Annotated in this window: 18 protein-coding genes; 12 read left to right on the top strand and 6 right to left on the bottom strand. The window is 65.9% G+C overall.

The window, feature by feature from the left end:
* Nucleotides 1-147 precede the first annotated feature (147 nt).
* Nucleotides 148-1,914, top strand: coding sequence for a methyl-accepting chemotaxis protein (locus tag IB236_RS01625; RefSeq protein ID WP_192418463.1), 1,767 nt, complete (start codon nt 148-150; stop codon nt 1,912-1,914).
* Between the two features lie 128 nt (nt 1,915-2,042).
* On the top strand, nt 2,043-2,267 hold the full coding sequence (locus IB236_RS01630) for a 4-oxalocrotonate tautomerase family protein (protein ID WP_056060909.1): 225 nt from the start codon (nt 2,043-2,045) through the stop codon (nt 2,265-2,267).
* 11 nt (nt 2,268-2,278) lie between these two features.
* Here IB236_RS01630 and recJ read toward each other — a convergent pair whose 3' ends face one another.
* Complete coding sequence (gene recJ / locus IB236_RS01635) at nt 2,279-4,003, bottom strand: single-stranded-DNA-specific exonuclease RecJ (protein WP_056060912.1); 1,725 nt, start codon at nt 4,001-4,003, stop codon at nt 2,279-2,281.
* Complete coding sequence (locus IB236_RS01640; RefSeq protein ID WP_192418465.1) at nt 4,000-4,953, bottom strand: phosphoglycerate mutase; 954 nt, start codon at nt 4,951-4,953, stop codon at nt 4,000-4,002. The genes recJ and IB236_RS01640 overlap by 4 nt, the downstream gene beginning before the upstream one ends.
* Before the next feature lie 346 nt (nt 4,954-5,299).
* Between IB236_RS01640 and IB236_RS01645 the strand changes: the two genes are divergently transcribed.
* Nucleotides 5,300-6,553 carry a lipoprotein-releasing ABC transporter permease subunit gene (locus IB236_RS01645; protein WP_056646585.1) on the top strand — a complete coding sequence of 418 codons (1,254 nt, stop codon included), beginning with the start codon at nt 5,300-5,302 and terminating at the stop codon, nt 6,551-6,553.
* A 149-nt stretch (nt 6,554-6,702) separates the two neighbouring features.
* A complete protein-coding gene (gene lolD, locus IB236_RS01650; protein WP_192418467.1) occupies nt 6,703-7,389 on the top strand; it encodes a lipoprotein-releasing ABC transporter ATP-binding protein LolD in 687 nt (228 codons plus the stop codon).
* 899 nt (nt 7,390-8,288) lie between these two features.
* Here the strand turns inward: lolD and IB236_RS01655 are convergent.
* The 4 genes from IB236_RS01655 to IB236_RS01670 form a co-directional block, all read right to left on the bottom strand.
* Entirely contained in the window at nt 8,289-9,335 is a 1,047-nt protein-coding gene (locus tag IB236_RS01655) for a VWA domain-containing protein (protein WP_056060921.1), read from the bottom strand.
* Between the two features lie 67 nt (nt 9,336-9,402).
* Complete coding sequence (locus IB236_RS01660; RefSeq protein ID WP_192418469.1) at nt 9,403-10,449, bottom strand: DUF58 domain-containing protein; 1,047 nt, start codon at nt 10,447-10,449, stop codon at nt 9,403-9,405.
* A 12-nt stretch (nt 10,450-10,461) separates the two neighbouring features.
* Nucleotides 10,462-11,478, bottom strand: coding sequence for a MoxR family ATPase (locus IB236_RS01665; RefSeq protein WP_056060927.1), 1,017 nt, complete (start codon nt 11,476-11,478; stop codon nt 10,462-10,464).
* A 44-nt stretch (nt 11,479-11,522) separates the two neighbouring features.
* Entirely contained in the window at nt 11,523-12,470 is a 948-nt protein-coding gene (locus tag IB236_RS01670) for a S1C family serine protease (RefSeq protein WP_192418471.1), read from the bottom strand.
* A 147-nt stretch (nt 12,471-12,617) separates the two neighbouring features.
* On the opposite strand from IB236_RS01670, the gene IB236_RS01675 reads away from it, so the two are divergent.
* The 8 genes from IB236_RS01675 (at nt 12,618) to IB236_RS01710 (ending at nt 21,516) form a co-directional block, all read left to right on the top strand.
* The gene (locus IB236_RS01675; protein WP_146871322.1) at nt 12,618-13,457 is read left to right on the top strand and encodes a TatD family hydrolase; all 840 of its coding nucleotides are present in this window, start codon (nt 12,618-12,620) and stop codon (nt 13,455-13,457) included.
* A 134-nt stretch (nt 13,458-13,591) separates the two neighbouring features.
* Nucleotides 13,592-14,221, top strand: coding sequence for a DNA-deoxyinosine glycosylase (locus IB236_RS01680; protein WP_192418473.1), 630 nt, complete (start codon nt 13,592-13,594; stop codon nt 14,219-14,221).
* Entirely contained in the window at nt 14,222-14,986 is a 765-nt protein-coding gene (locus IB236_RS01685) for a spermidine synthase (protein WP_192418475.1), read from the top strand.
* A 13-nt stretch (nt 14,987-14,999) separates the two neighbouring features.
* Nucleotides 15,000-16,793 (top strand): GspE/PulE family protein, encoded by a 1,794-nt coding sequence (locus IB236_RS01690; protein WP_121943537.1) that lies wholly within the window; start codon nt 15,000-15,002, stop codon nt 16,791-16,793.
* Between the two features lie 200 nt (nt 16,794-16,993).
* Nucleotides 16,994-17,482 (top strand): tripartite tricarboxylate transporter TctB family protein, encoded by a 489-nt coding sequence (locus IB236_RS01695; protein ID WP_056747453.1) that lies wholly within the window; start codon nt 16,994-16,996, stop codon nt 17,480-17,482.
* Between the two features lie 15 nt (nt 17,483-17,497).
* The gene (locus IB236_RS01700) at nt 17,498-19,009 is read left to right on the top strand and encodes a tripartite tricarboxylate transporter permease (RefSeq protein ID WP_056747454.1); all 1,512 of its coding nucleotides are present in this window, start codon (nt 17,498-17,500) and stop codon (nt 19,007-19,009) included.
* 118 nt (nt 19,010-19,127) lie between these two features.
* Entirely contained in the window at nt 19,128-20,426 is a 1,299-nt protein-coding gene (locus tag IB236_RS01705) for a DUF3422 family protein (RefSeq protein ID WP_056060948.1), read from the top strand.
* A 190-nt stretch (nt 20,427-20,616) separates the two neighbouring features.
* Nucleotides 20,617-21,516: a DMT family transporter gene (locus IB236_RS01710; RefSeq protein WP_056060951.1), complete on the top strand. Its 900-nt coding sequence runs from the start codon at nt 20,617-20,619 to the stop codon at nt 21,514-21,516.
* Nucleotides 21,517-21,521 lie beyond the last annotated feature (5 nt).

The raw sequence follows: 21,521 nt of genomic DNA on the forward strand, positions 1-21,521 counted from the left end.
TGGATGCGGGTTTTTCCCGGTGGGGCATGAGTCCGCCGGTGCCTTGGGCTGGCGTAGGCTATGGCCTGTTGTTGATGTAATCGAATGTGTCTTGCACGCCATGCGCAGACCATGGAGACATCACCGATCCACGAGGAAAAACCAACCATGCAATTTGACAATATCCGCGTCTCCCGCAAGCTGTGGGGCGCCTTTCTGGGGCTCATGATTGCCATGTTGCTGCTGTCTGCGTTTGCGCAGAACCGGGGCAACTCTTCGATGTCGGCGGCCATGGACGCCGTGGTCGAGATCGAGGCCCGCATCTCGGCTGCTGTGCGCTGGCGGGGCGCCACCGAAACGGCTGTCACCATGGTCATGGGCGGCGCGGTGACCACCGATTCTGTGCTGGCCGAGCAATACGGCGCCAAGGTCAAGGAGATCATTGGCAACATCAACAAGGTGCAGGAAGGCATCGTGGCCTCGGCCACCGCGCCCGAGGAGAAAGCCTCGCTCGACAAGGTGCTGGAGGCGCGCAAGGCCGTGCTGGCGGCCACCGCCAAGACCTGGGAGCTCAAGGGCGCAGGCGATGCCGTCGCCACCCAACGCTATGCGGACGACGAGTTTGCCCCCCTGGTCACCAAGTACCTCAAGGCGCAGGATGAGTTTGTGGCCACGCTCGAAAAGCGCCGCGACGTGATCCGTGCCGAAGCCACCCAGCGCCGCATCGAATACGCCATCACCGGCATCATCAGCTCCATGGTGCTGATGGCGGCGGGCCTGTTCCTGGCCTGGAAGCTGGTGCGCTCCATCACCCTGCCGCTGAACGAAGCGGTCGAGACCATCGATGCCATTGCAGCAGGCGATCTGACGCGCGAGCTGCAATCCACCCGCAAGGACGAGTTTGGCCACATGCTGCGTTCGCTGTCGGCCATGTCGTCACGGCTGCGTGGTGTGGTGAGCGAAGTGCGCCAGGGGGTGGATTCGGTCTCGTCGGCGTCGGTGGAGATTGCCAACGGCAACCACGACCTGTCGGCGCGCACCGAGCAGACGGCCTCCAACCTGGAAGAGACGGCAGCGAGCATGGAACAGCTCACGGCCACCGTGAGCCAGTCGGCCGACACGGCCCGCCAGGCCAACCAGCTCGCCGGCACGGCAGCCCAGGCCGCAGCGCGGGGTGGCGAAGTGGTGGGCCAGGTGGTCACCAGCATGCAGCAGATCACCGACAGCAGCCGCAAGATCAGCGACATCATCGGCACCATCGACGGCATCGCCTTCCAGACCAACATCCTGGCGCTGAACGCAGCGGTGGAAGCCGCCCGGGCCGGCGAGCAAGGCCGTGGGTTTGCGGTGGTGGCCAGCGAAGTGCGCAGCCTGGCGCAGCGCAGCGCCGAGGCGGCCAAAGAGATCAAGACCCTGATCAGCGCCAGCGTGGAGAACGTGGAATCGGGCTCGGCCCAGGTGGCGCAGGCAGGGCAAAGCATGCAAGAGATCGTTGCCAGCGTACAGCGGGTGAGCGACCTCATCGGCGAGATCACGGCCTCCTCGACAGAACAGCGCGACGGCATCGCGCAGGTCAACCAGGCCGTCACACACCTCGATCAGATGACGCAACAGAACGCGGCGCTGGTGGAGGAGTCCACGGCGGCAGCTGCCTCGATGCGTGACCAGGCACAGCACCTGGCGCAGGTGGTGTCGGTGTTCAACGTGGGAGCGGTGGCCACCCGGGCGCCGGCAGCGGCGCCCCGCGCCGCAGCATCTGCCCCCGCACCACGGCCCGCCGTGGCCAAGGCAACGGCCAGCGCGCCCCGTGTGGCGTCGGCCGCCGCGCCGAAGGCCCCTGCGCCCGCCCCGGCGCGCCTGCCTGCGGCCAAGGCCCCCGCCCCAGCAGCCAAGGCAGCGGCGCAGGGTGGCGATGACGATTGGGAGAGCTTCTAAATCGATAGCGGCCAGCGCATGACCATCAAGCGCTAGCGGCTATTTTTTGTGGTCGGTATTCCGTCCGAATTGACAGCAAGGCAGCGTGAGCTGCCTTTTGTTTTGGTGCACCTTGAAAGGATTCTCCGATGCCCTTGGTCAACATCCGCCTTGCGCGCCGCGACCTGCCGACTACCGCAGCCCAGAAAGCCGCCCTGATTGCGGGCGTGACCCAGCTCATGCAGCAGGTGCTGGACAAGCGGCCGGAAAGTGTCACCGTCATCATCGACGAGGTGGACCCCGAGAACTGGGGGCAAGGCGGAGAGCCGGTGACCGTGATCCGCCAGCGAAGCAAGGGGCCGACGCAGGCTTGAGCGGTGGCGCACTACACCTGCGCGCCTTCGACTAGGAACTGTACCTTGCGCTCGCCCTTCCACTCGTTCACATCCAGGCGGAAGGCCAGCAGCACCCGAGCAGGCAACTGCTCGGTGTGGCCGAACCAGATGGCATCCACGGGGTTGCCCTGGTGGATGAGCTTGAGCGACAGGTGGTTCTTGGCCTCGCCCACCAGGCGCTGGCTCACGATCTGCACCTCTTCGCTGAAGGTGGGGGGCGCAAAGCCCTGGCCCCAGACCTCGCGGTGCAGCGTGTCCACGATGTCGGCGCGGCAGTATTCGGGGGCCAGCGGGCCGTCGGTCTCGATGCGGCGGGTGAGGGTGGCGGCGTCCAGCCATTCCTGCGCCACCTGGGCAAAGGCCTGCTCGAACACGTCGAACGATTCCTCCGCCACCGTGCAGCCCGCCGCCATGGCGTGGCCGCCGAACTTGAGGATCACGCCCGGGTGGCGTTTGGCCACCAGATCCAGCGCGTCGCGCAGGTGAAAGCCGGGGATGGAGCGGCCCGAGCCTTTGAGCTCATGCTCCTTGCCCGGCGCGCTGCTGGCCGCAAACACGAAGGTCGGGCGGTGCAGCTTGTCCTTGATGCGGCTGGCCACGATACCCACCACGCCTTCGTGGAAGTCGGGGTCGAACACGCTGATGGCGGGGGGCGGCTCTTCGCTCTCGTCGAACAGGCTCTCGGCCATCAGCATGGCCTGCTCGCGCATGCCTCCTTCGATCTCGCGGCGCTCGCGGTTGATGCCGTCCAGCGTGGCGGCCAGTTCGGCAGCGCGGCCTGCGTCGTCCGTCAGCAGGCATTCGATGCCCAGCGTCATGTCCGCCAAGCGGCCGGCAGCGTTGATGCGTGGGCCTAAAGCAAAGCCAAAGTCGAAGGTGGTGGCCACGGGTGCCTTGCGGCCGGCGGCGTGGAACAGGGCGGCGATGCCTGCGGGCATCTGCCCCGCGCGGATGCGCTTCAAGCCCTGGGCGACCAGGCGGCGGTTGTTGGCATCCAGCTTGACCACGTCAGCCACGGTGCCCAGCGCCACCAGGGTGAGCAAGGGGTCGAGCTTGGGTTGCGTGGCGGCGTCAAACACGCCACGCGCACGCAGCTCGGCGCGCAAGGCCAGCAGCACATAAAACATCACGCCCACCCCGGCCATGGACTTGCTTTCGAACGGGCAGCCGGGCTGGTTGGGGTTGACGATGGCGTCCGCCGCAGGCAGCTCGGGGCCAGGCAGGTGGTGGTCGGTCACCAGCACCTGCAGGCCCAGCGCCTTGGCCTCGGCCACGCCGTCCACGCTGGCGATGCCGTTGTCCACGGTGATGAGCATGTCAGCGCCCCGCTCGGCCACGCGGCGGGCGATCGAGGCGGTGAGGCCGTAGCCGTCGGTCACGCGGTCGGGCACCAGGTAGTCCACGCTCTGGGCGCCCAGCAGCCGCAGGCCGCGCACACCCACGGCGCAGGCGGTGGCGCCGTCGCAGTCGTAGTCGGCCACGATGATGAGCCGTTGGTTCTGCGCCATGGCATCGGCCAGCAGGCGGGCTGCGGCGTCAATGCCCTTCAAGCCATGGTCGCCACTGGGCGGCAGCAGGCGGCCCAGGCCATCGTCCAGCTCGTCCTTGGCCCGCACGCCACGCGCGGCGTACAGGCGCGCCAGCAGCGGGTGCACGCCGGCCTGCTCCAGCGCCCAGGCGGCGCGGGGCGGAATGTCTCTTGCTATTATTTTCATAGCTGCACCAGCATATTCGACCAGCGCATGGGGCGAAAAAGACCTTGAAACCGCTGTGCAAGGCTGCGTGGAGCGGTGTGGAAGCCCAGCGCATTGCGTTCGCCGCACAGGGTCAGCTGCACGGGCGTGCCGCTTTCGGCCCGGCGCAGCAGGTCGGCCACGGGGCCTGCGTCCAGCGCGGCCCAGGCGCTGGCCCAGGTGCGCCAGTCGTCGTGCAAGGCGGCGTCCCGCAGGGTGGTGGGCATATGGGGTGGCACTGTGCCACGCGGTGGGCCAGCCAGTGCGCCCGTGCCGTGCACCCAGAACGAGTTGACGATGGGCAGCCCGCGCGCTGAGCGCTCGTCGTTGAAGGCATGGGTGTACAGCAGCATCTGTATCTCGCTGTGCAGGCGGTGCAGGGTGCGGGCTTGTTTGACGTCGGGCATCCAGGCGCGCACGTCGCGCAGCAACACACGCTCCAGCGACGCGGTGGCCAGGTCGGCAAACAGCGGCCCGCTGGCCAGCCAGCGCGTGGGCTGGTCGTAGTGCAGGGTGATGCCGTCCTCGGCAAACCAGGGCGCCACGATGGCCAGCAGCGCGCGGGACGCGGCTTCGTCCAGCCCCAGCTGTTCGGGGTCGCGCAGGGTGACGTGGTCGGTGCTGACCTGCCACTGGCAGGGCGTGACGAAGGCCCAGGCCTCGCCGTGGGTGGCCAGACCTTGCTGGTGGCGGTGCCAGGCCGCCCAGGGGATGCGGCCGTCTTGTGCGGGCAGGCCCAGGGCGCGGGCCAGGGCGCGTTCATGGGGGACAGAGAAGCTGGTTTCTTCGCCGGTGTCGCTCTGGGCGGGATGGGGGCTGAGCCGGGCCAGCAGCCGGTCCAGGTGGGGCAGGGCCAGGCCCTGTTGGGCTTGCTGGCATCCCGGCGAGGCGCTGGCGGCGTAGGGAATGAGCAAATGGGTGGTGTCCGACATGGCTAGAGCGAGTGAAACACTTTTACGTGCCCACGAAAGCCGGGGAAAGGCCCGGCAACAAGGCGCAGGACGCGCAGCGGTTGGGATACCGCAAGCGGGCTGCAACGCAGTGGCCGGGCCTTTCCCCGGCTTTCCCGAAGGGTTGGGCCTCCAGGCCAGCGCTCGCGGCGTTGCGGACCTTGCCAAGGCGCCTAGCCTTGGCGGCGGCCCGCGCCTTGCGATCACTGGCCTGGAGGCCCAACGTGGGTATGTAAAAGTGTTTCACTCGCTCTATTGTCCGGGATGCCACAATCGGCCCGGCCCGTAGCGTGCATTCCGCACCGTACAGGTCCTTCTTTCCTAATCCATGCAAATTCCCTACGAACTGGCCCTGGGCTGGCGCTACACGCGCGCGGGCCGCGCCACGCGGCGCAATGGCTTCATCTCGTTCATCTCGGGCGTGTCCATGCTGGGCATTGCGCTGGGGGTGGCGGCGCTGATCATCGTGCTGTCGGTGATGAACGGCTTTCAGAAGGACGTGCGCGACCGCATGCTCAGCGTGGTCTCGCACATCGAGATCTTTGCGCCCCTGGGGGCCGCATTGCCCGACCCGGCACTCACCCTGGCCGAGGCCAAGAAGAACCCGAATGTGATCGGGGCTGCACCTTTTGTGGCGGCCCAGGCCCTGCTGGCGCGTGGCGAAGATATGAAAGGTGCTCTGGTGCGTGGCATCGATCCGGCCCTGGAAGGCGCGGTGACCGACCTGGCCGCCACCAATGAGAAGACGCTGAACCTGCTGGTGCCCGGCGAGTTCCGCGTGGTGCTGGGGGGCGAGCTGGCCCGTGCCCTGGGCGTGCGGGTGGGCGACCCGGTGACGCTGATTGCGCCCGCCGGCCAGGTGACGCCGGCTGGTGTGGTGCCGCGCCTCAAGCAGATGACGGTGGCCGGCACGTTTGACTCCGGCCACTACGAATACGACTCGGCCCTGGTGCTGCTGCACCATGAAGACGCGCAGCGCATCTTCCGTCTGGAAGGCCCCACGGGCGTGCGCCTCAAGCTCAAGGACCTGCACCAGGCCCGCGAGGTGGCGCAGCAGCTGGCGCAGTCCCTGAGCGGCCAGCTGCTGATCCGCGACTGGACGCAGCAAAACCGCACCTGGTTCGCCGCGGTGCAGCTGGAAAAACGTATGATGTTCATCATCCTCACGCTCATCGTGGCGGTGGCCGCGTTCAACCTGGTCTCCACGCTGGTGATGACGGTGACCGACAAGCGCGCCGACATCGCCATCCTGCGCACGCTGGGTGCCAGCCCCAAAAGCATCATGGGCATCTTTGTGGTGCAGGGCGCGATGGTGGGCGTGATTGGCACGCTGGTTGGCCTGCTGCTGGGCCTTGGCATCGCGTTCAACATCGACGTGATCGTGCCGGCCATCGAGCGCGCTCTGAACGCGAGCTTTTTGCCCAAGGACATCTACCTCATCAGCAAGATGCCCAGCGAGCCGCAGAGCAGCGACATCGTGCCCATTGCGGTCATCTCGCTGGTGCTGGCCTTTGTGGCCACCCTGTATCCCAGCTGGCGCGCCAGCCGTGTGAACCCTGCCGAGGCGCTGCGTTATGAATAAGAAACACCCCCCTGAGACGCTTCGCGCCTTCCCCCCGCTCTCGCATTGCTGCGCAATGCGGGCAGGGGGACGCAGCCAGCGCGGCGGGGCGGCCCTTGCGCGGCTGCCCTGGCCTGGCGAGCGCCAGTTTCATGCCATGGATAACTGAGATGAACGCCATAAAAAACGCCGTGGTGCTGGAAGCCAAGGGCCTGACCAAACGCTTTACCGAAGGCCGCCTGGATGTGACCGTGCTCAAGGGCGTGGACCTGCGGATCCATGCGGGTGAAACGCTGGCGATCGTGGGCGCCTCGGGGTCGGGCAAGAGCACCTTGCTGCACCTGCTGGGCGGGCTGGATGCACCCACGGCGGGCACGGTGCGCCTGAAGGGCGAAGAGATGTCGTCGCTGTCGGCCGAGCGCCAGGGGCAGCTGCGCAACCAGCACCTGGGGTTTATCTACCAGTTCCACCACCTGCTGCCGGAGTTCAGTGCGCTGGACAACGTGGCCATGCCGCTGCGCATCCGTCGCCTGCCGTTGGCCCAGTGCCATGCGGAGGCGGAGCGCGTGCTGGCGTCAGTCGGTTTGAAGGAGCGGCTGATGCACCGGCCGGCCGAGCTGTCGGGCGGTGAGCGTCAGCGGGTGGCGATTGCGCGGGCGTTGGTGACCCGGCCTGCGTGTGTGCTGGCGGACGAGCCTACGGGCAATCTGGACCGGAGTACGGCTGATGGCGTTTTTGACTTGATGCTGCAATTGGCGCGGGACCAGGGCACCGCATTTGTGATGGTGACGCACGATGAGTCGCTGGCGGCCCGGTGTGACCGGGTGGTGAGGCTGGTGTCTGGGGTTTTGGGGTGATTTTGGCTGGATGCGTCAGTGGAATATGCGCTAGCGGCTATGCTTTTTGAAGCGCTCTACCTCCGCGCAAAGGGCCGTGTGCCTGGTTAACGGCATGCCTTGATGGAGGGCGGAGGCCGGGAGTCGCCCCGGCGGGCGAGGTACTTTTCTTTGCTTCGCCAAAGAAAAGTACCCAAAAGAAAAGCGACCCCCAGTCTGCGACCCCTGCGCTTCGCTACGGGGCAAACCTGCGTCGGGACGGTTGCGGGGTGCGCCGTGGAACTCGCTTTGCGCTGGCGCGCGCCGCTCAGACATCCACGGCGAGTCAGTTCACGAAGCACGCGCGCTCCGACGCGCGTGCCACCCCACAACCGCCCCGCCGCAGGCGCAGCCAGCAGGGGGGGACAGCCGAACATCCAAACATCCAAACATCCAAACAACCGAACAGCCTGACATCCATTCGGGCCATTGCTGCGCTCGGCCCAGGCTGCGCAGCGCGTGGCGCTTGCGCCCGCGAGATGGGGCCGAGCGCAGCAAAGGCCCGTGTGGATGTTCTGTACCCCGGTGCCCCTGTGGATGCGCCGAGGAGCGCAGGGTTTGGCGGATCAGGGCTCGCGTGTGTCTGAGCGACGCGCAGCGGCGCGAGTTGAGCGAGACCCCGCCAAACCCGAGCACCGCAGGTTGCCCCGTAGCGTCAGCGCAGGGGACGCAGACAGTGGGGTCGCCTTTCTTTTGGGTACTTTTCTTTGGCGAAGCAAAGAAAAGTACCTCGCCTGCCGGGCGACTCCCGGCCTCCGCCCTTCATCAAGGCATGCCGTTAATCAGGCAAACAGCCCTTTGCACGGAGGGAGAGTGCTTCAAAAAGCATAGCTGCCAGCGCATATCCCACTAGCGCATCCAGCCAAAATCACCAGAAAAAGTCACATCACCCGCCCATACCACCACACCGACAACCCCGCCGCCACCAACGCCAGCACCGCCCCCAACAACGCCAGCAAAGAAGAAATCTCCGTCTCCTTCTTCTCCACCGTCAGCCGCGAGCTCAGCGTCTCGTACACCTTCTTCAAGTCTGCCGCCGTCGCCGCATGAAAGTATTCGGCATTGGTCCGCGCAGCCACGGCCTTCAGGGTTTCTTCGTCCAGCCGTACCCGCATCGACCAGCCCTCAAAGCCAATGGTCTCGCCCTGCACCGTGCCCACCCCCACCGTGTACACCCGCACCCCCCGGTCGGCCGCCCACTTGGCGGCTTCCAGTGGGTCCACGCCCGTCGTGCGCTGGCCGTCCGTCAGCATGATGATGGCGGCCGAGTTGTACGAGCCTGGGGCCACGGGCGTGAAGGTCTTGGCGGGGTCCTGTTGCTTGCCCAGCTCTTCGATGGGCTTCGGGCGCATGGCCTGGCGGCCGCCCAGGGCGGCGATGTCGATGCCCGCATCGGGAAAGATGGTGGCCAGCGACAGCATGATGCCGTTGCCCGTGGCCGTGCCGCGCTGCAGCTGGAAGCTGTCGATGGCTTTCACCAGGTCTTCACGGCTCTGGGTGGGCAGCTGGGCCAGCTGGGCGCTGCCCGCAAAGGCCACGATGCCCACGCGCACATGGCGCGGCAGGTCGGCGATGAAGGCCTTGGCGGCGTTCTGGGCGGCGGTGATGCGGTCGGGCTCCACATCGGCGGCGCGCATGCTGCCCGACACGTCCATGGCCAGCATGATGGTCTGGTCTTGCGAGGGCAGGGTGATGACGGCCAGCGGGCGCGCGGCGGCCAGCAGCAGTGCCACCAGGGCCAGCAGAAACAGCGCGGGCGGGATGTGGCGGCGCAGATGCTGGCCGGGGCCCATGGCCTCGCGCACCAGGGACAGGCTGGAGTAGGTCAGCGCTGTTTTCTTGCGCCGGTGCAGCAGCCACCAGTACAGCAGTACCAAGAGGGGCACAGCCAGCAGCAGCCAGAGCAGGGTGGGCCAGAGAAAAACCATGGTGTGTGTCCTTGGTGGCGAGTACAGCGTGTGCGGCGGGTGATTAATGAATCAATCCATTGATCGGTCAGGCGGCGGCAGCCGTTGCGGCAGGGCCTGCGGATGCCGATGCGGGGACGAGGGGGTGGCTGTGCGCTCGCACCCGGCGCTGGCGCAGGTCCATGAAGCGCAGCAGGGCGTCAACTAGGTCGTCGTTGGTGCACAGCTCCAGCGTGTCGGCGCCCGCGTGGGTCAGGCCCTCGCGCAGCGCCGCCTCGCGGTCGGCGGCCAACTGGGCAAAGCGGCGGCGAAAGCCTGCGTCGTGCGTGTCCACCTGCAGTTGCTCGCCGCTTTCGGCATCGCGCAGCGTGACCAGGCCCACGTCGGGCAGCTCCAGCTCCAGCGGGTCGAGCAGGCGCACGGCCACCACGTCATGCCGCTGGGCCAGTTGGGCCAGGGGCTTTTCCCAGCCGGGCGCGCTGATGAAGTCGGACACCACAAATACGGTGGACCGGCGCTTGAGCGTGGCCAGGCCGGTCTGCAGCAGCCGGTGCAGTTCGGTGGCGCCGCCACCCGTCTTGTGCGGTGGCACCGGGGTTTTGGACGGCAGCAGTTTGTGCACCAGGTGCAGCACATGGGCGCGGCTGCTGCGCGGGGGCAGTACGGCATCCACTGCGCGTTCGGCCTTCGGACTGGCACCGCCGTAGAGCACGGCGCCCACACGGTTGCCGTGGCGGGTAAGCAGGCGCGAAAGCACGGCCACAAAGCCGGTCAGGATGTCGCGCTTGGCGTGGCCTGTGGGGCCGAAGCTGATGGACGGGCTCAGGTCCAGCAGGAACCAGGCCGACATTTCGCGGTCTTCGGTGAACACGCGCACATGGGGGGTGTTCAGCCGCGCGGTCACGTTCCAGTCGATGTGGCGTACGTCGTCGTGCGGCTGGTATTCGCGCAGGTCGGTCAGGTCCAGGCCGCTGCCGCGCATCAGCGTGCGGTAGTCGCCCTGCAGCAGGCCGTCCAGGCGGCGGATCACCTTCCACTCCAGCTCGCGCAGCAGCCGGTCGGCCTGCCCGGGCAGTGTGGGCAGGGTGTGGACCGTGGCGGATGGGACGGATGTGGCGGGCGGCTTGCTGTTCATGGCGATGACACCTCAAGCAGCTTTTTGCTCGTGATGCAAGGGACGTGCTGGTGCCGGGATCTTGGCCATGATGCGCTGGATGAGTGCGTCGGCATCCAGCCCGTCGGACAGCGCTTCGTACGACAGCGCCACGCGATGGCGCAGCACATCGGCGGCCAGATCGGTCATGTCTTCGGGCAGCACGTAGTTGCGCCCGCGCAGCATGGCCAGGGCCTGAGCCCCCTCGGCCAGGGCAATGGTGGCGCGCGGGCTGGCGCCGCAGCTGATGTAGCCGGCCAGGTCCTTCAGGCCATGTCGTGCGGGCTCGCGGGTGGCTGCCACCAGCTTCACGGCGTATTGCAGCATCGACGGGTCCACATACACGGTGCGGCATTCGGCCTGCAATGCCGCCAGCTGCGCCGTGGTGGCCACGGGTAGCACCTGCACGGGCACATCGAGCGCGCGCTGGGCGATCACGAATTCTTCTTCCTCGGTGGGGTAGCCCAGCAGCACCTTCATCATGAAACGGTCCACCTGCGCCTCGGGCAGCGCGTAGGTGCCTTCGGTCTCGATGGGGTTCTGGGTGGCCATCACCAGGAAGGGCTCAGGCACCTTGTGGGTTTCGCCTGCAATGGTCACCTGGCGCTCCTGCATCACCTCCAGCAGCGCGCTCTGCACCTTGGCGGGCGCGCGGTTGATTTCGTCGGCCAGCAGCAGGTGGGTGAAAACGGGCCCCAACGTGGTGCTGAACTCGCCGGTTTTCTGGTTGTACATGCGCGTGCCCACCAGGTCGGCGGGCACCAGGTCGGGTGTGAACTGGATGCGCTTGAAGCTGCCCTGAATGGTGCTGGCGAGTGTTTTCACCGTCAGCGTCTTGGCCAGGCCCGGCACGCCCTCGACCAGCAGGTGGCCCTGGGCCAGCATGGCGACCATGACACGCTCCAGAAAGCGGTCTTGCCCGACCACCACGCGTTTGACCTCGTAGAGCACCTGTTCCATCAGCGTGGCGGTGGCAGCGTTCGATGCATTGGGCGACGTGCTGGATGACATGGGGCTCCTTGCGATGACGAGTGAAGTGGTGGGGCGGCGTACGGTCAGAACGGGGGCATGCCGACGGCGGACGCCGCGTTTTCGATGGGCACCGCAAAACCGATGCCGATGAAGGTGCGCGCCTGCGTGGGGTTGAGGATGGCGGTGACGATGCCCACCACCTCGCCGTCCATCGTCACCAGCGGGCCGCCAGAGTTGCCAGGGTTGGCCGCTGCGTCGAACTGGATCAGATTGCTGAGCTGGCGCTTGCCCTCGGGCGACGTGAACTCGCGCTGCAGGCCCGATACCACGCCCGCCGAGGCCGACGGGCCGATGCCAAAAGGAAAGCCGACGGCCACCACATGGTCGCCCGGGCGCAGGTTCTGGGTGGACCGCAGGGTGGCGGCCTCCAGGTCGTCGGGCACCTTGTGGGCCTGCAGCACGGCCAGGTCGTTTTCGGGTTGTACGCCGGTGATGCTGGCCGTGGTTTCCAGTCCGTCGTGGAAGGTGATGCCGATGCGGTCTGAGCCCGCAACCACATGCAGGTTGGTCAGGATGACGCCTTTGTCCACGATGACCACGCCCGTGCCGATGCCGCGCTCGACCTCTTCCTTGCCGTTCTTGCTGCGCCCGTAGCCCACCACGCGCACCACCGAGGGGCCGATGCTCTCCACAGCCCGCGCGGCGGCAGAGGGCGGGGTGGTGGTCTCCAGCGTGCGCAGCACCGCGGCGTCGATGTCGTCCTGGGTGATCTTGCGGGCGGGGCTGCGGGTGTTGTGCCAGGCGCTGGCTACCAGCAAGGCGGCCAACAGCACCACGATGGTCCACAGGGCAACCAGCTGGCGTTTGAATGCCCGGGAATTCGGGGGCGTGGCGGCTGCGGTGGCGGCGTTCTTCGCTGGCGAATCATCTGCGGGCGGCGCTGTGGAGGCCACGGCTTCGGTGGCATCCACCGCCGCAGGCGTGCGGCTGCGGGCGGGGCGGGAGCTGCTGTAGAGGGCGGGCCGGGGCATCCTGTCACCTTTGCTCGTACACGCCAGGGCCTGGCGCACGCAAATGACAGTAGCACGGTTTGCGGGCAAATGCACATGCAGGGCTACACGGGCCCACCGTCCCCTGCGACCGCAGCCTTTGCAGGCTGCATCGGGCATCATCGGCGCATGACCGCCTGGATCGATACCCACTGCCACCTCGACGCCCCCGAGTTCGATGCCGACCGCAGTGCGGTCCGCGCACAGGCTGCGGCGCAAGGCGTTTGCCATTGCGTGATTCCGGCCGTGGAGCGCAGCAACTGGGACACCGTGCGGGCACTGGCGCACCAGCATGGGGATAGCTACGCGCTGGGCATTCATCCCCTCTACACAGGGCGCGCCGAGGAGGAGGACCTGCAGCATCTGGCCGGGTATCTGGAGCAGCACCACGCCGACCCGCGCCTGGTGGCGATTGGCGAGATCGGCCTCGATTATTTTGTGCCGGGCCTCGACCCGGCGCGCCAGGAGCGGTTCTACCGCGCACAGCTGCAGCTGGCCCGGCGGTTTGACCTGCCGGTGATCCTGCATGTGCGCCGTTCTGCCGACAAGCTGCTCAAGGGCCTGCGGGATTTGCCGGTGCGCGGCGGCATTGCGCATGCCTTCAACGGCAGCCTGCAGCAGGCGCAGGCGTTCATCGGCCTGGGCTTCAAGCTGGGATTTGGCGGTGCGGTGACCTATGACCGCGCCCTGCAGCTGCGCCGTCTGGCCACCGAGCTGCCCGGCGATGCCCTGGTGCTGGAGACCGACGCGCCTGACATTCCGCCCCACTGGCTGTACACCACCGCCGCAGAGCGCGCCGCAGGACAAGCCCAGGGCCGCAACAGCCCGGCAGAGCTGCCTGGCATTGCGGCGGCGGTGGCCCAGCTGCGCGGCCAGCCTGTGCAGGCGCTGGCCGGCAGCACCTGGGCCAATGCTTTGGCCGCGTTGCCCCGGCTGGAAAGGCTGCTGGCAGACGGGCGGCCGTCGTAGGGGGATAGAGAGACCGGCAAGGACGATCAAATGGGAGAAATTGGGGAGTTTGACGCCCTGTGGCAAAGGGCCGACAGCTATCTTTTTTGTGCTGCCAGACGTGGCTGACGGCCCTTTGGGGCCAAAATTGCCCCATGCTTCCAGCCCCTGTTGCAGCCGACCCGTCGCCGGCCTCCACGCCTGACGCCTCCGGCCCGTCCGCGCGCTGGCTGGGCCTGCCGCCGGTGGCAGGTGTGCGCACCGTGGTGCTGGTGCTGGGCAGTTTTCCGGGGGCTGCGTCATTGCAAGCCCGCCAGTACTACGCGCACCCCCAGAACCACTTCTGGAAGATCCTGCAGGCCTTGTGGCCCCAGCATCCCTTGCCCCCGGCGGGGCCGGATGGTTATGCAGACCGCTGTGCCTGGCTGCTGGATCGCGGCCTGGGCCTGTGGGACGTGTACCAGAGCTGCGAGCGCGAGGGCAGCCTGGACACCAGTATCCGTAACGCCCGGCTCAACGACTTTGCGGCGCTGCGCAGTGTGTGCCCCCGGCTGGCCGCGCTGGCGCACAACGGTGCGGAGAGTTTTCGGCACGCGCCGGCGGCGCTTGCCGCGCTGGGAGCTGCCGGGCAGCCGACGCTCTTGCCGCATGATGTGGGCACGTCAGGCGCACGTGCCATCGAGGCCTTGCGGCTGCCATCGACCAGCCCGGCCAACGCCTCCTGGAGTTTTGAACGTAAATTGACCGCCTGGGCCGATGTGATGGCCCGGCACGGATTGCTGTGAATGGCCCGTAAAAAAGAAACCTTGCAAGAACTGCCCGAAGTCAGCGTGTCTGACGACGGCGAAGTGCGCCACCTGCATCTGGGCACACCCTGGATCCAAGGCTCCATGCGCATCGACGAGCCCTTCGCCCTGGAGCTGGAGTACGTGCAGCGCATGATGGCCTGGCTGCTGTTTGCCGACCTGGCGCAGGTGTCCAAGGGCCATGCCATGCAGTTGGGGCTGGGGGCGGGTGCCATCACCAAGTTCTGCCACAAAAAGCTGCGCATCTGCACCACCGCCATCGAGCTGAACCCGCAGGTGCTGGCCGTGTGCCGCCAGTGGTTCAAGCTGCCGCCCGACGGCGCCAAGCTGCGCGTGGTGCTGGCCGACGCGTCCAAGGAGATCCAGAACCCCATGTGGCTGGGCACGGTGGATGCGCTGGCTGTGGACCTGTATGACCACGAGGCTGCGGCCCCCGTGCTCGATAGCCCCGATTTTTATGCCGACTGCCGCGCACTGCTCACGGAGACGGGCTGCATGACTGTGAACCTGTTCGGCCGCGCGTCGAGCTTTGACCGCAGCCTGCAGAGCATGTCCCAGGCGTTTGGCAGCGATGCGCTGTGGGCGTTCAAGCCCACGCGTGAAGGCAACACGGTGGTGCTGGCCCAGCGCACCCCCACGCGGCCCAAGCGCGCGGAACTGGCCGAGCGGGCCGAGGCGATTCAGGCGCGGTGGGACCTGCCCACCACCAAATGGCTGCGGGTGTTCAAGCCTGTGAACCCCTGAGAGGAATCTTGCAATGAATGCTCCTGTCGTGACCCCTGACCGGCTGAAGTCGGCTTCATACATTGGCCCGGTGGACTGGCGCCGCATGGTGCAGTGGCTCAGCGATGACAAGGTGATCTCGCGCGAGGAAGCGCAACGCACCATCGCCCGCTGTTCGCAGGCCGAGAGCTCCCAGCATGCCCTGGTACGCCTGGCCAGTGTGGCCATGGAGCGGGTCAGCGACAGCAAGCCGCTCGACATCGAGGCGCTGTCCGAGTATCTGGCGCAACGTGCGGGCCTCGCCTACCTGCGCATCGACCCCCTCAAGGTGGATGTGGGGCGCGTAGCAGACACCATGAGCGCCACTTATGCGGAACGCCACAAGGTGCTGCCTGTGCAGGTGACCAGCAAAGAAGTGGTGGTGGCCACGGCCGAGCCTTTCATTGATGACTGGGTGGCCGAGGTGGAGCGCCAGTCGCGCCGCTCGGTGCGCCGGGTGGTGGCGAACCCCCAAGACATCCACCGCTTCACGGCTGAATTTTTTGCGCTGGCCAAGTCGGTGCGCGCCGCGCAGAAGGCTGGCGGCAACTCGGGTGGCAGCAGCTTTGAGCAGTTGGTGGAGCTGGGCAAGAGCAACAAGCAGCTCGATGCCAACGACCAGGGCGTGGTCAAGGTGGTGGACTGGCTCTGGCAGTACGCGTTTGACCAGCGCGCGAGCGACATTCACCTGGAGCCGCGCCGCGACCAGGGCGTGATCCGTTTTCGCATCGACGGTGTGCTGCACCCGGTCTACCAGATGCCCATGGGCGTACACAACGCGATGGTAGCGCGCATCAAGTTGCTGGGTCGCATCGATGTGGTGGAAAAACGCCGCCCACAGGACGGCCGCATCAAGACCCGCAACCAGCGGGGCGAAGAGGTGGAAATGCGCCTGTCCACCTTGCCCACTGCGTTTGGCGAAAAGATGGTCATGCGCATTTTTGACCCGGACAACGCGGTCAAGGACCTTGATGCCCTGGGCTTTGCGCAGCACGATGCGCAGCGCTGGGAGGCGTTGGTCAAGCGGCCGCACGGCATCATCCTGGTGACTGGCCCCACGGGCTCGGGCAAGACCACCACGCTGTACTCGACCCTGAAGCGCGTGGCCACTGAAGAGGTCAACGTGAGCACGGTGGAAGACCCCATCGAAATGATCGAGCCCAGCTTCAACCAGACCCAGGTGCAGCCGCAGCTCGACTTCAACTTTGCCGAAGGCCTGCGCGCCCTGATGCGGCAGGACCCTGACATCATCATGGTGGGTGAGATCCGCGACCTGGAGACCGCCGAGATGGCCATCCAGGCGGCGCTGACAGGCCACCTGGTGTTCTCTACCCTGCACACCAACGATGCCCCCAGCGCCATCACCCGCATGATGGAGCTGGGTGTTCCGTCGTACCTCCTCAATGCCACCTTGCTGGGCGTGCTGGCCCAACGGCTGGTGCGCACGCTGTGCAAGCAGTGCAAACAAAAGGATGAGGCCGCGAGCCGCGAAGCCCTGACCGAGGTGGTCAAGCCCTGGAAGATCAGTGGTAGCTACCACCCGTACAAGCCGGTCGGCTGCGTGGATTGCCGCATGGGCGGTTTCAGGGGCCGCATGGGGCTCTATGAATTGCTCACCGTCAGCGAGGCGCTCAAGGACAAAATCACCCAGGCGCCTTCCATTGATGTACTGCGCCGCCAGGCCGTGCAAGACGGCATGCGTCCCTTGCGCCTGGCGGGTGCGTTGCGCGTGGCGGAGGGGCTGACCACCATGGAAGAGGTGATTGCGGCCACACCGCCCCTGGAGTGAGAAACGGGGCGGGCGAGATTGCGTTCTGGGCAATCTTCTCCGCTGGCCCTTCTTTTCTGGTCTCTGAGAGGGGCTGCGGGGTGAGGGTGCTGTTGTCAGTGTGGGCAGAGCGTTACCGGATGTAGGTGGAATCCACATCGCGCCGCCCGCTCCTTGCCAGCACAATCGCGCAGTCGAGAATTCCGTCAAGGAGACAATTCGTGAAAATCAAGAGTAATAAAGACTTTGCGTCCGGGCTCATGTTCATGGGCGTAGGGATCGCATTTGCGTGGGGTGCCACCACTTACAACGTGGGCACGGGCGCGCGCATGGGCCCTGGCTACTTCCCGTTGTTGCTGGGTATCTTGCTGGCCCTCATCGGCAGCGTGATCACCTTCAAGGCGCTGACCGTGGAAACCGCCGACGGCGACAAGATCGGCAAATGGGCCTGGAAGCCGCTGTTCTTCATTTTGGCTGCCAACTTTGCCTTCGGCATTCTGCTGGGTGGCCTGCCCAGCATGGGCATCCCGGCCATGGGCCTCATCGTGGGCATCTATGCACTGACCTTCATCTCCAGCCTGGCTGGCAATGAGTTCAATGCCAAGGGTGTGTTTGTTCTGGCCACCGTGCTTGCCATCGGCAGCTACGTGGCTTTTGTGTGGGCGCTCAAGCTGCAGTTTCCTGTGTGGCCGAGTTTCATCGCAGGTTAAGCAGGAGCACCGACCATGGAATTATTCAATAACCTCGCGCTGGGTTTTGGCGTTGCTTTCACGTTCCAGAACCTGATTTACTGCTTCGTGGGCTGCTTGCTCGGCACGCTCATTGGCGTGCTGCCAGGCATTGGCCCGGTGGCGACCATCGCCATGCTGCTGCCCGCCACCTATGCGCTGCCCCCGGTGGCGGCGCTGATCATGCTGGCTGGTATTTACTACGGTGCCCAGTATGGTGGTTCCACCACCGCCATTCTGGTGAACCTGCCAGGCGAGTCCTCGTCGGTGGTGACCGTGATTGACGGTTACCAGATGGCGCGCAAGGGTCGAGCGGGGCCGGCGCTGGCGGCTGCAGGTCTGGGTTCGTTCTTCGCGGGCTGCGTGGGTACGCTGATCCTGGCAGCCTTTGCGCCTCCGCTGACCGAAGTCGCGTTCAAGTTCGGTCCTGCCGAGTACTTCTCGCTGATGGTGCTGGGTCTCATCGGTGCTGTGGTGCTGGCCTCAGGCTCGTTGCTCAAGGCAGTGGCCATGATCGTGCTGGGCCTGCTGATGGGTCTGGTGGGTACCGACGTGAACTCGGGCGTGGCCCGCTTCAGCTTCGATATCCCTGAGCTGACCGACGGCATCGGTTTTGTGACCATCGCCATGGGCGTGTTCGGTTACGGCGAAATCATTGCCAACCTCTCGCGTCCTGATGACGAACGCGAAGTGTTCACCGCCAAGGTCGAGGGTCTGTTCCCCACCAAGGACGATTTCAAGCGCATGATTCCCGCCGTGCTGCGTGGTACCGCGCTGGGTTCTGCACTGGGTATCCTGCCTGGTGGCGGTGCGCTGCTGGCTGCTTTTGCTGCCTACACGCTGGAAAAGAAGACCAAGCTGCAACCCGGTGAAGTGCCTTTCGGCCAGGGCAATATCCGTGGCGTGGCTTCTCCGGAAGCTGCCAACAACGCCGGTGCACAAACCTCGTTCATCCCGCTGCTGACGCTGGGCATTCCTCCCAACGCCGTGATGGCGCTGATGGTGGGTGCCATGACCATTCACAACATTCAGCCTGGTCCCCAGGTGATGACCAGCAACCCCGAACTGTTCTGGGGCCTGATTGCTTCGATGTGGATCGGCAATGCGATGCTGATCATCCTGAACCTGCCGCTGATCGGCATCTGGATCAAGCTGCTGACGGTGCCTTACCGCTGGCTGTATCCGTCCATCGTGCTGTTCTGCGCGGTGGGTGTGTACTCCACCAACAACAACACCTTCGACATCTGGATGGTGGGTGCGTTCGGTCTGATTGGCTACATCTTCTACAAGCTGGGTACCGAACCGGCACCGCTGCTGCTCGGCTTCATTCTGGGCCCCATGATGGAAGAGAACCTGCGCCGTGCGCTGCTGCTGTCGCGTGGTGACTGGAGCGTGTTTGTGACGCGTCCGCTGTCGGCTGGCCTGTTGGCGGCTGCGGCACTGCTGCTCATCATCGTGCTGCTGCCTTCAGTCAAGAACAAGCGCGAAGAAGCGTTTGTGGAAGACTGATCGGGTCCGATTCTTTTCTCACCCTGATCAACGGCACCTTCGGGTGCCGTTGTTTTTTGGGCAGTGGCGTCCACGTGGTACGGCTGTCGCCAGTACACAATTGCGGGCAGAGGTCCGCATGTCTACACCGTTTCATCCCACGCAGCACCCGCACCGGGCGATGCTGCACAACGAAATCCACGCCCGCCCGCCCGAGGCGATGAATGCCCCGCTGGCCATCGCGCACATCGTGATGCTGGCCGATGCGGCAGGGCGCGAGGCCAGCCGGGCCCATGTGGCCGCGCTCCTGCGGGACCACCACATGGCGCTGCCCGACGCCCAGACCACCCACTTGCGTATGGACTTGGGCGCTTTTCGGATGCGCTGGGAGATGCACACCGAATTCGTCACCTGGACCTTCATGGTCCCGGCGCCGGTGGAGGCTTTTGGAGAGCGGGAGCCGGTCAGTGCCGTGGATTCCGTTCCGCACGACTGGCTTGCAGCTTTGCCCGGCCAGTGCCTGTGCAGCCTGAACCTGTGGGTGCTGCCCACACACACCTTTGGATCGGGCTCTCTGGTCAAGCATGTTCTGCACGAAGACACATTGGTAGCCTCTACCGTGGCCGACGGGCATGGTGAGGTGTACACCGACTTTGCGATCCACGCCGACGGCTTTTCGCGCATGGTGCTGCTCGCAGGGGGCATGACACCACGGCGCCTGGGGCGTTTGGTGCAGCGCCTGCTGGAAATCGAGACCTACCGCATGGCGGCCTTGCTCGGCCTGCCTGCCGCTCGCGAGGCTGCCAGCGTGCTGGCCTTTGCTGAGCGCGAACTGGCGGCGCTGGCTGAAGCCATCCGCACGGCCAACCGTGATGACGAGCCCGCCTTGCTCGATCGGCTGACGCGCCTGGCCGGGCAGGTGGAAAGTCAGTACGCAGCCACGCACTCGCGCTTCTCGGCCAGCAGTGCCTACTTTGAATTGCTGGACCGCCGTATCCAGGACATTGCCGAGTCCCGCCTGGCGGGCATGCAGACCATCCGGGAGTTCATGGACCGGCGCCTGACCCCCGCTCGGAGTACCTGTGAGTGGGCAACCCGTCGGCAGGATGCGCTGTCGCAGCGCGTATCGCGCATGAGCAACCTGCTGCGCACCCGGGTAGAGATCGAACAGCAGCAAAGCAGCCAGGCGCTGCTGACCACCATGAACCACCGGCAGGATCTGCAGTTGCAGATGCAGTCCACCGTGGAGGGGTTGTCTGTGGCGGCCATTACCTATTACATCGTCGGGCTCGTCAGCTATCTGGCCAAGGGCGCGCAAAAACTGGGCTGGCCGTTGTCGCCGGAGACTACGGCAGCCCTCGCGATTCCGGTGGTGGCGGCAGGGGTGTGGTGGTCACTGCGGCGGCTGCACCAGCGGGTGTTCCACAAACACCGCTAAGGCGGTTGGCCCACCGATCTGTCGAGCGGCACGGGGTGCACTTTGGCTTGTCAGCCATCGTTGATGAAGGGGGCGCCCGCGCAGAGGTTCGATGGCCTGCACCAGCCTTGCCGTGTCACACTGGGCGCAACGCTCCGGCGACCACTGTCCGGCAGATACTTCAGCAGGCGCTTTGCGTCCCTTCGTACCCGTGACCACTGAAAAGAAGAGCATTGCCTCCGGCCTTGTGCTGGCGTTCCTGGGCTCCATCGCCTTCAGCGGCAAGGCCATCATCGTCAAGCTGGCCTACCGCCATGGGGTGGATGCGGTCACGCTCATCATGTACCGCATGCTATTTGCGCTGCCCATCTTTGCCGTGATGGCCTGGTGGGCCAGCCGGGGTAAACCGCCGCTCACCCGCAAGGACTGGCTGGGCGTGCTGGGCCTGGGTGTCACCGGCTACTATCTGGCGAGTTTTCTCGACTTTGCAGGGCTTGCCTACATCAGTGCCAGCCTGGAGCGCCTCATCCTGTACCTCAACCCCACGCTGGTCGTGTTGCTGGGCTGGGTGTTGTACGGGCGTGGTATCCGCTGGGCCCAGGCGGCAGGCATGCTGGTGAGCTACAGCGGCGTGGTTCTGGTGTTTGGCCACGAGGCCAACCTGCAGGGTGCCAATGCTGCCTGGGGCACCTTGCTGGTGTTCCTGAGCGCAGTCAGCTATGCCATCTATCTGGTTTACAGCGGCGAGATGGTGCAGCGCCTGGGCGCGCTGCGGTTGGTGGGGCTTGCCACGACCGTGGCTTGCCTGTGCTGCCTGTTGCAGTTTGTGGTGCTGCGGCCGCTGAGTGCGGCAGTCGTTGCGCCTGAGGTGATCTGGCTGTCGGTACTCAACGCCACCTTGTGCACGGCCGCGCCCGTGCTGATGGTGATGATGGCCATTGAGCGCATCGGCGCAGGCATGGCCGCGCAGACGGGCATGGTGGGCCCGTTGTCCACCATCCTCATGGGCGTGTGGATTCTGGGCGAACCGTTCACGGTGTGGGTCGCTGCCGGGACGGTGCTTGTGGTCGCGGGTATCTTCATTTTTACCCGCATGGCGCGCAGGGCCTGACAGCC

The organism is Acidovorax sp. ACV02, assembly GCF_014851475.1.
In the GTDB taxonomy this organism is placed as follows: domain Bacteria; phylum Pseudomonadota; class Gammaproteobacteria; order Burkholderiales; family Burkholderiaceae_C; genus Acidovorax; species Acidovorax delafieldii.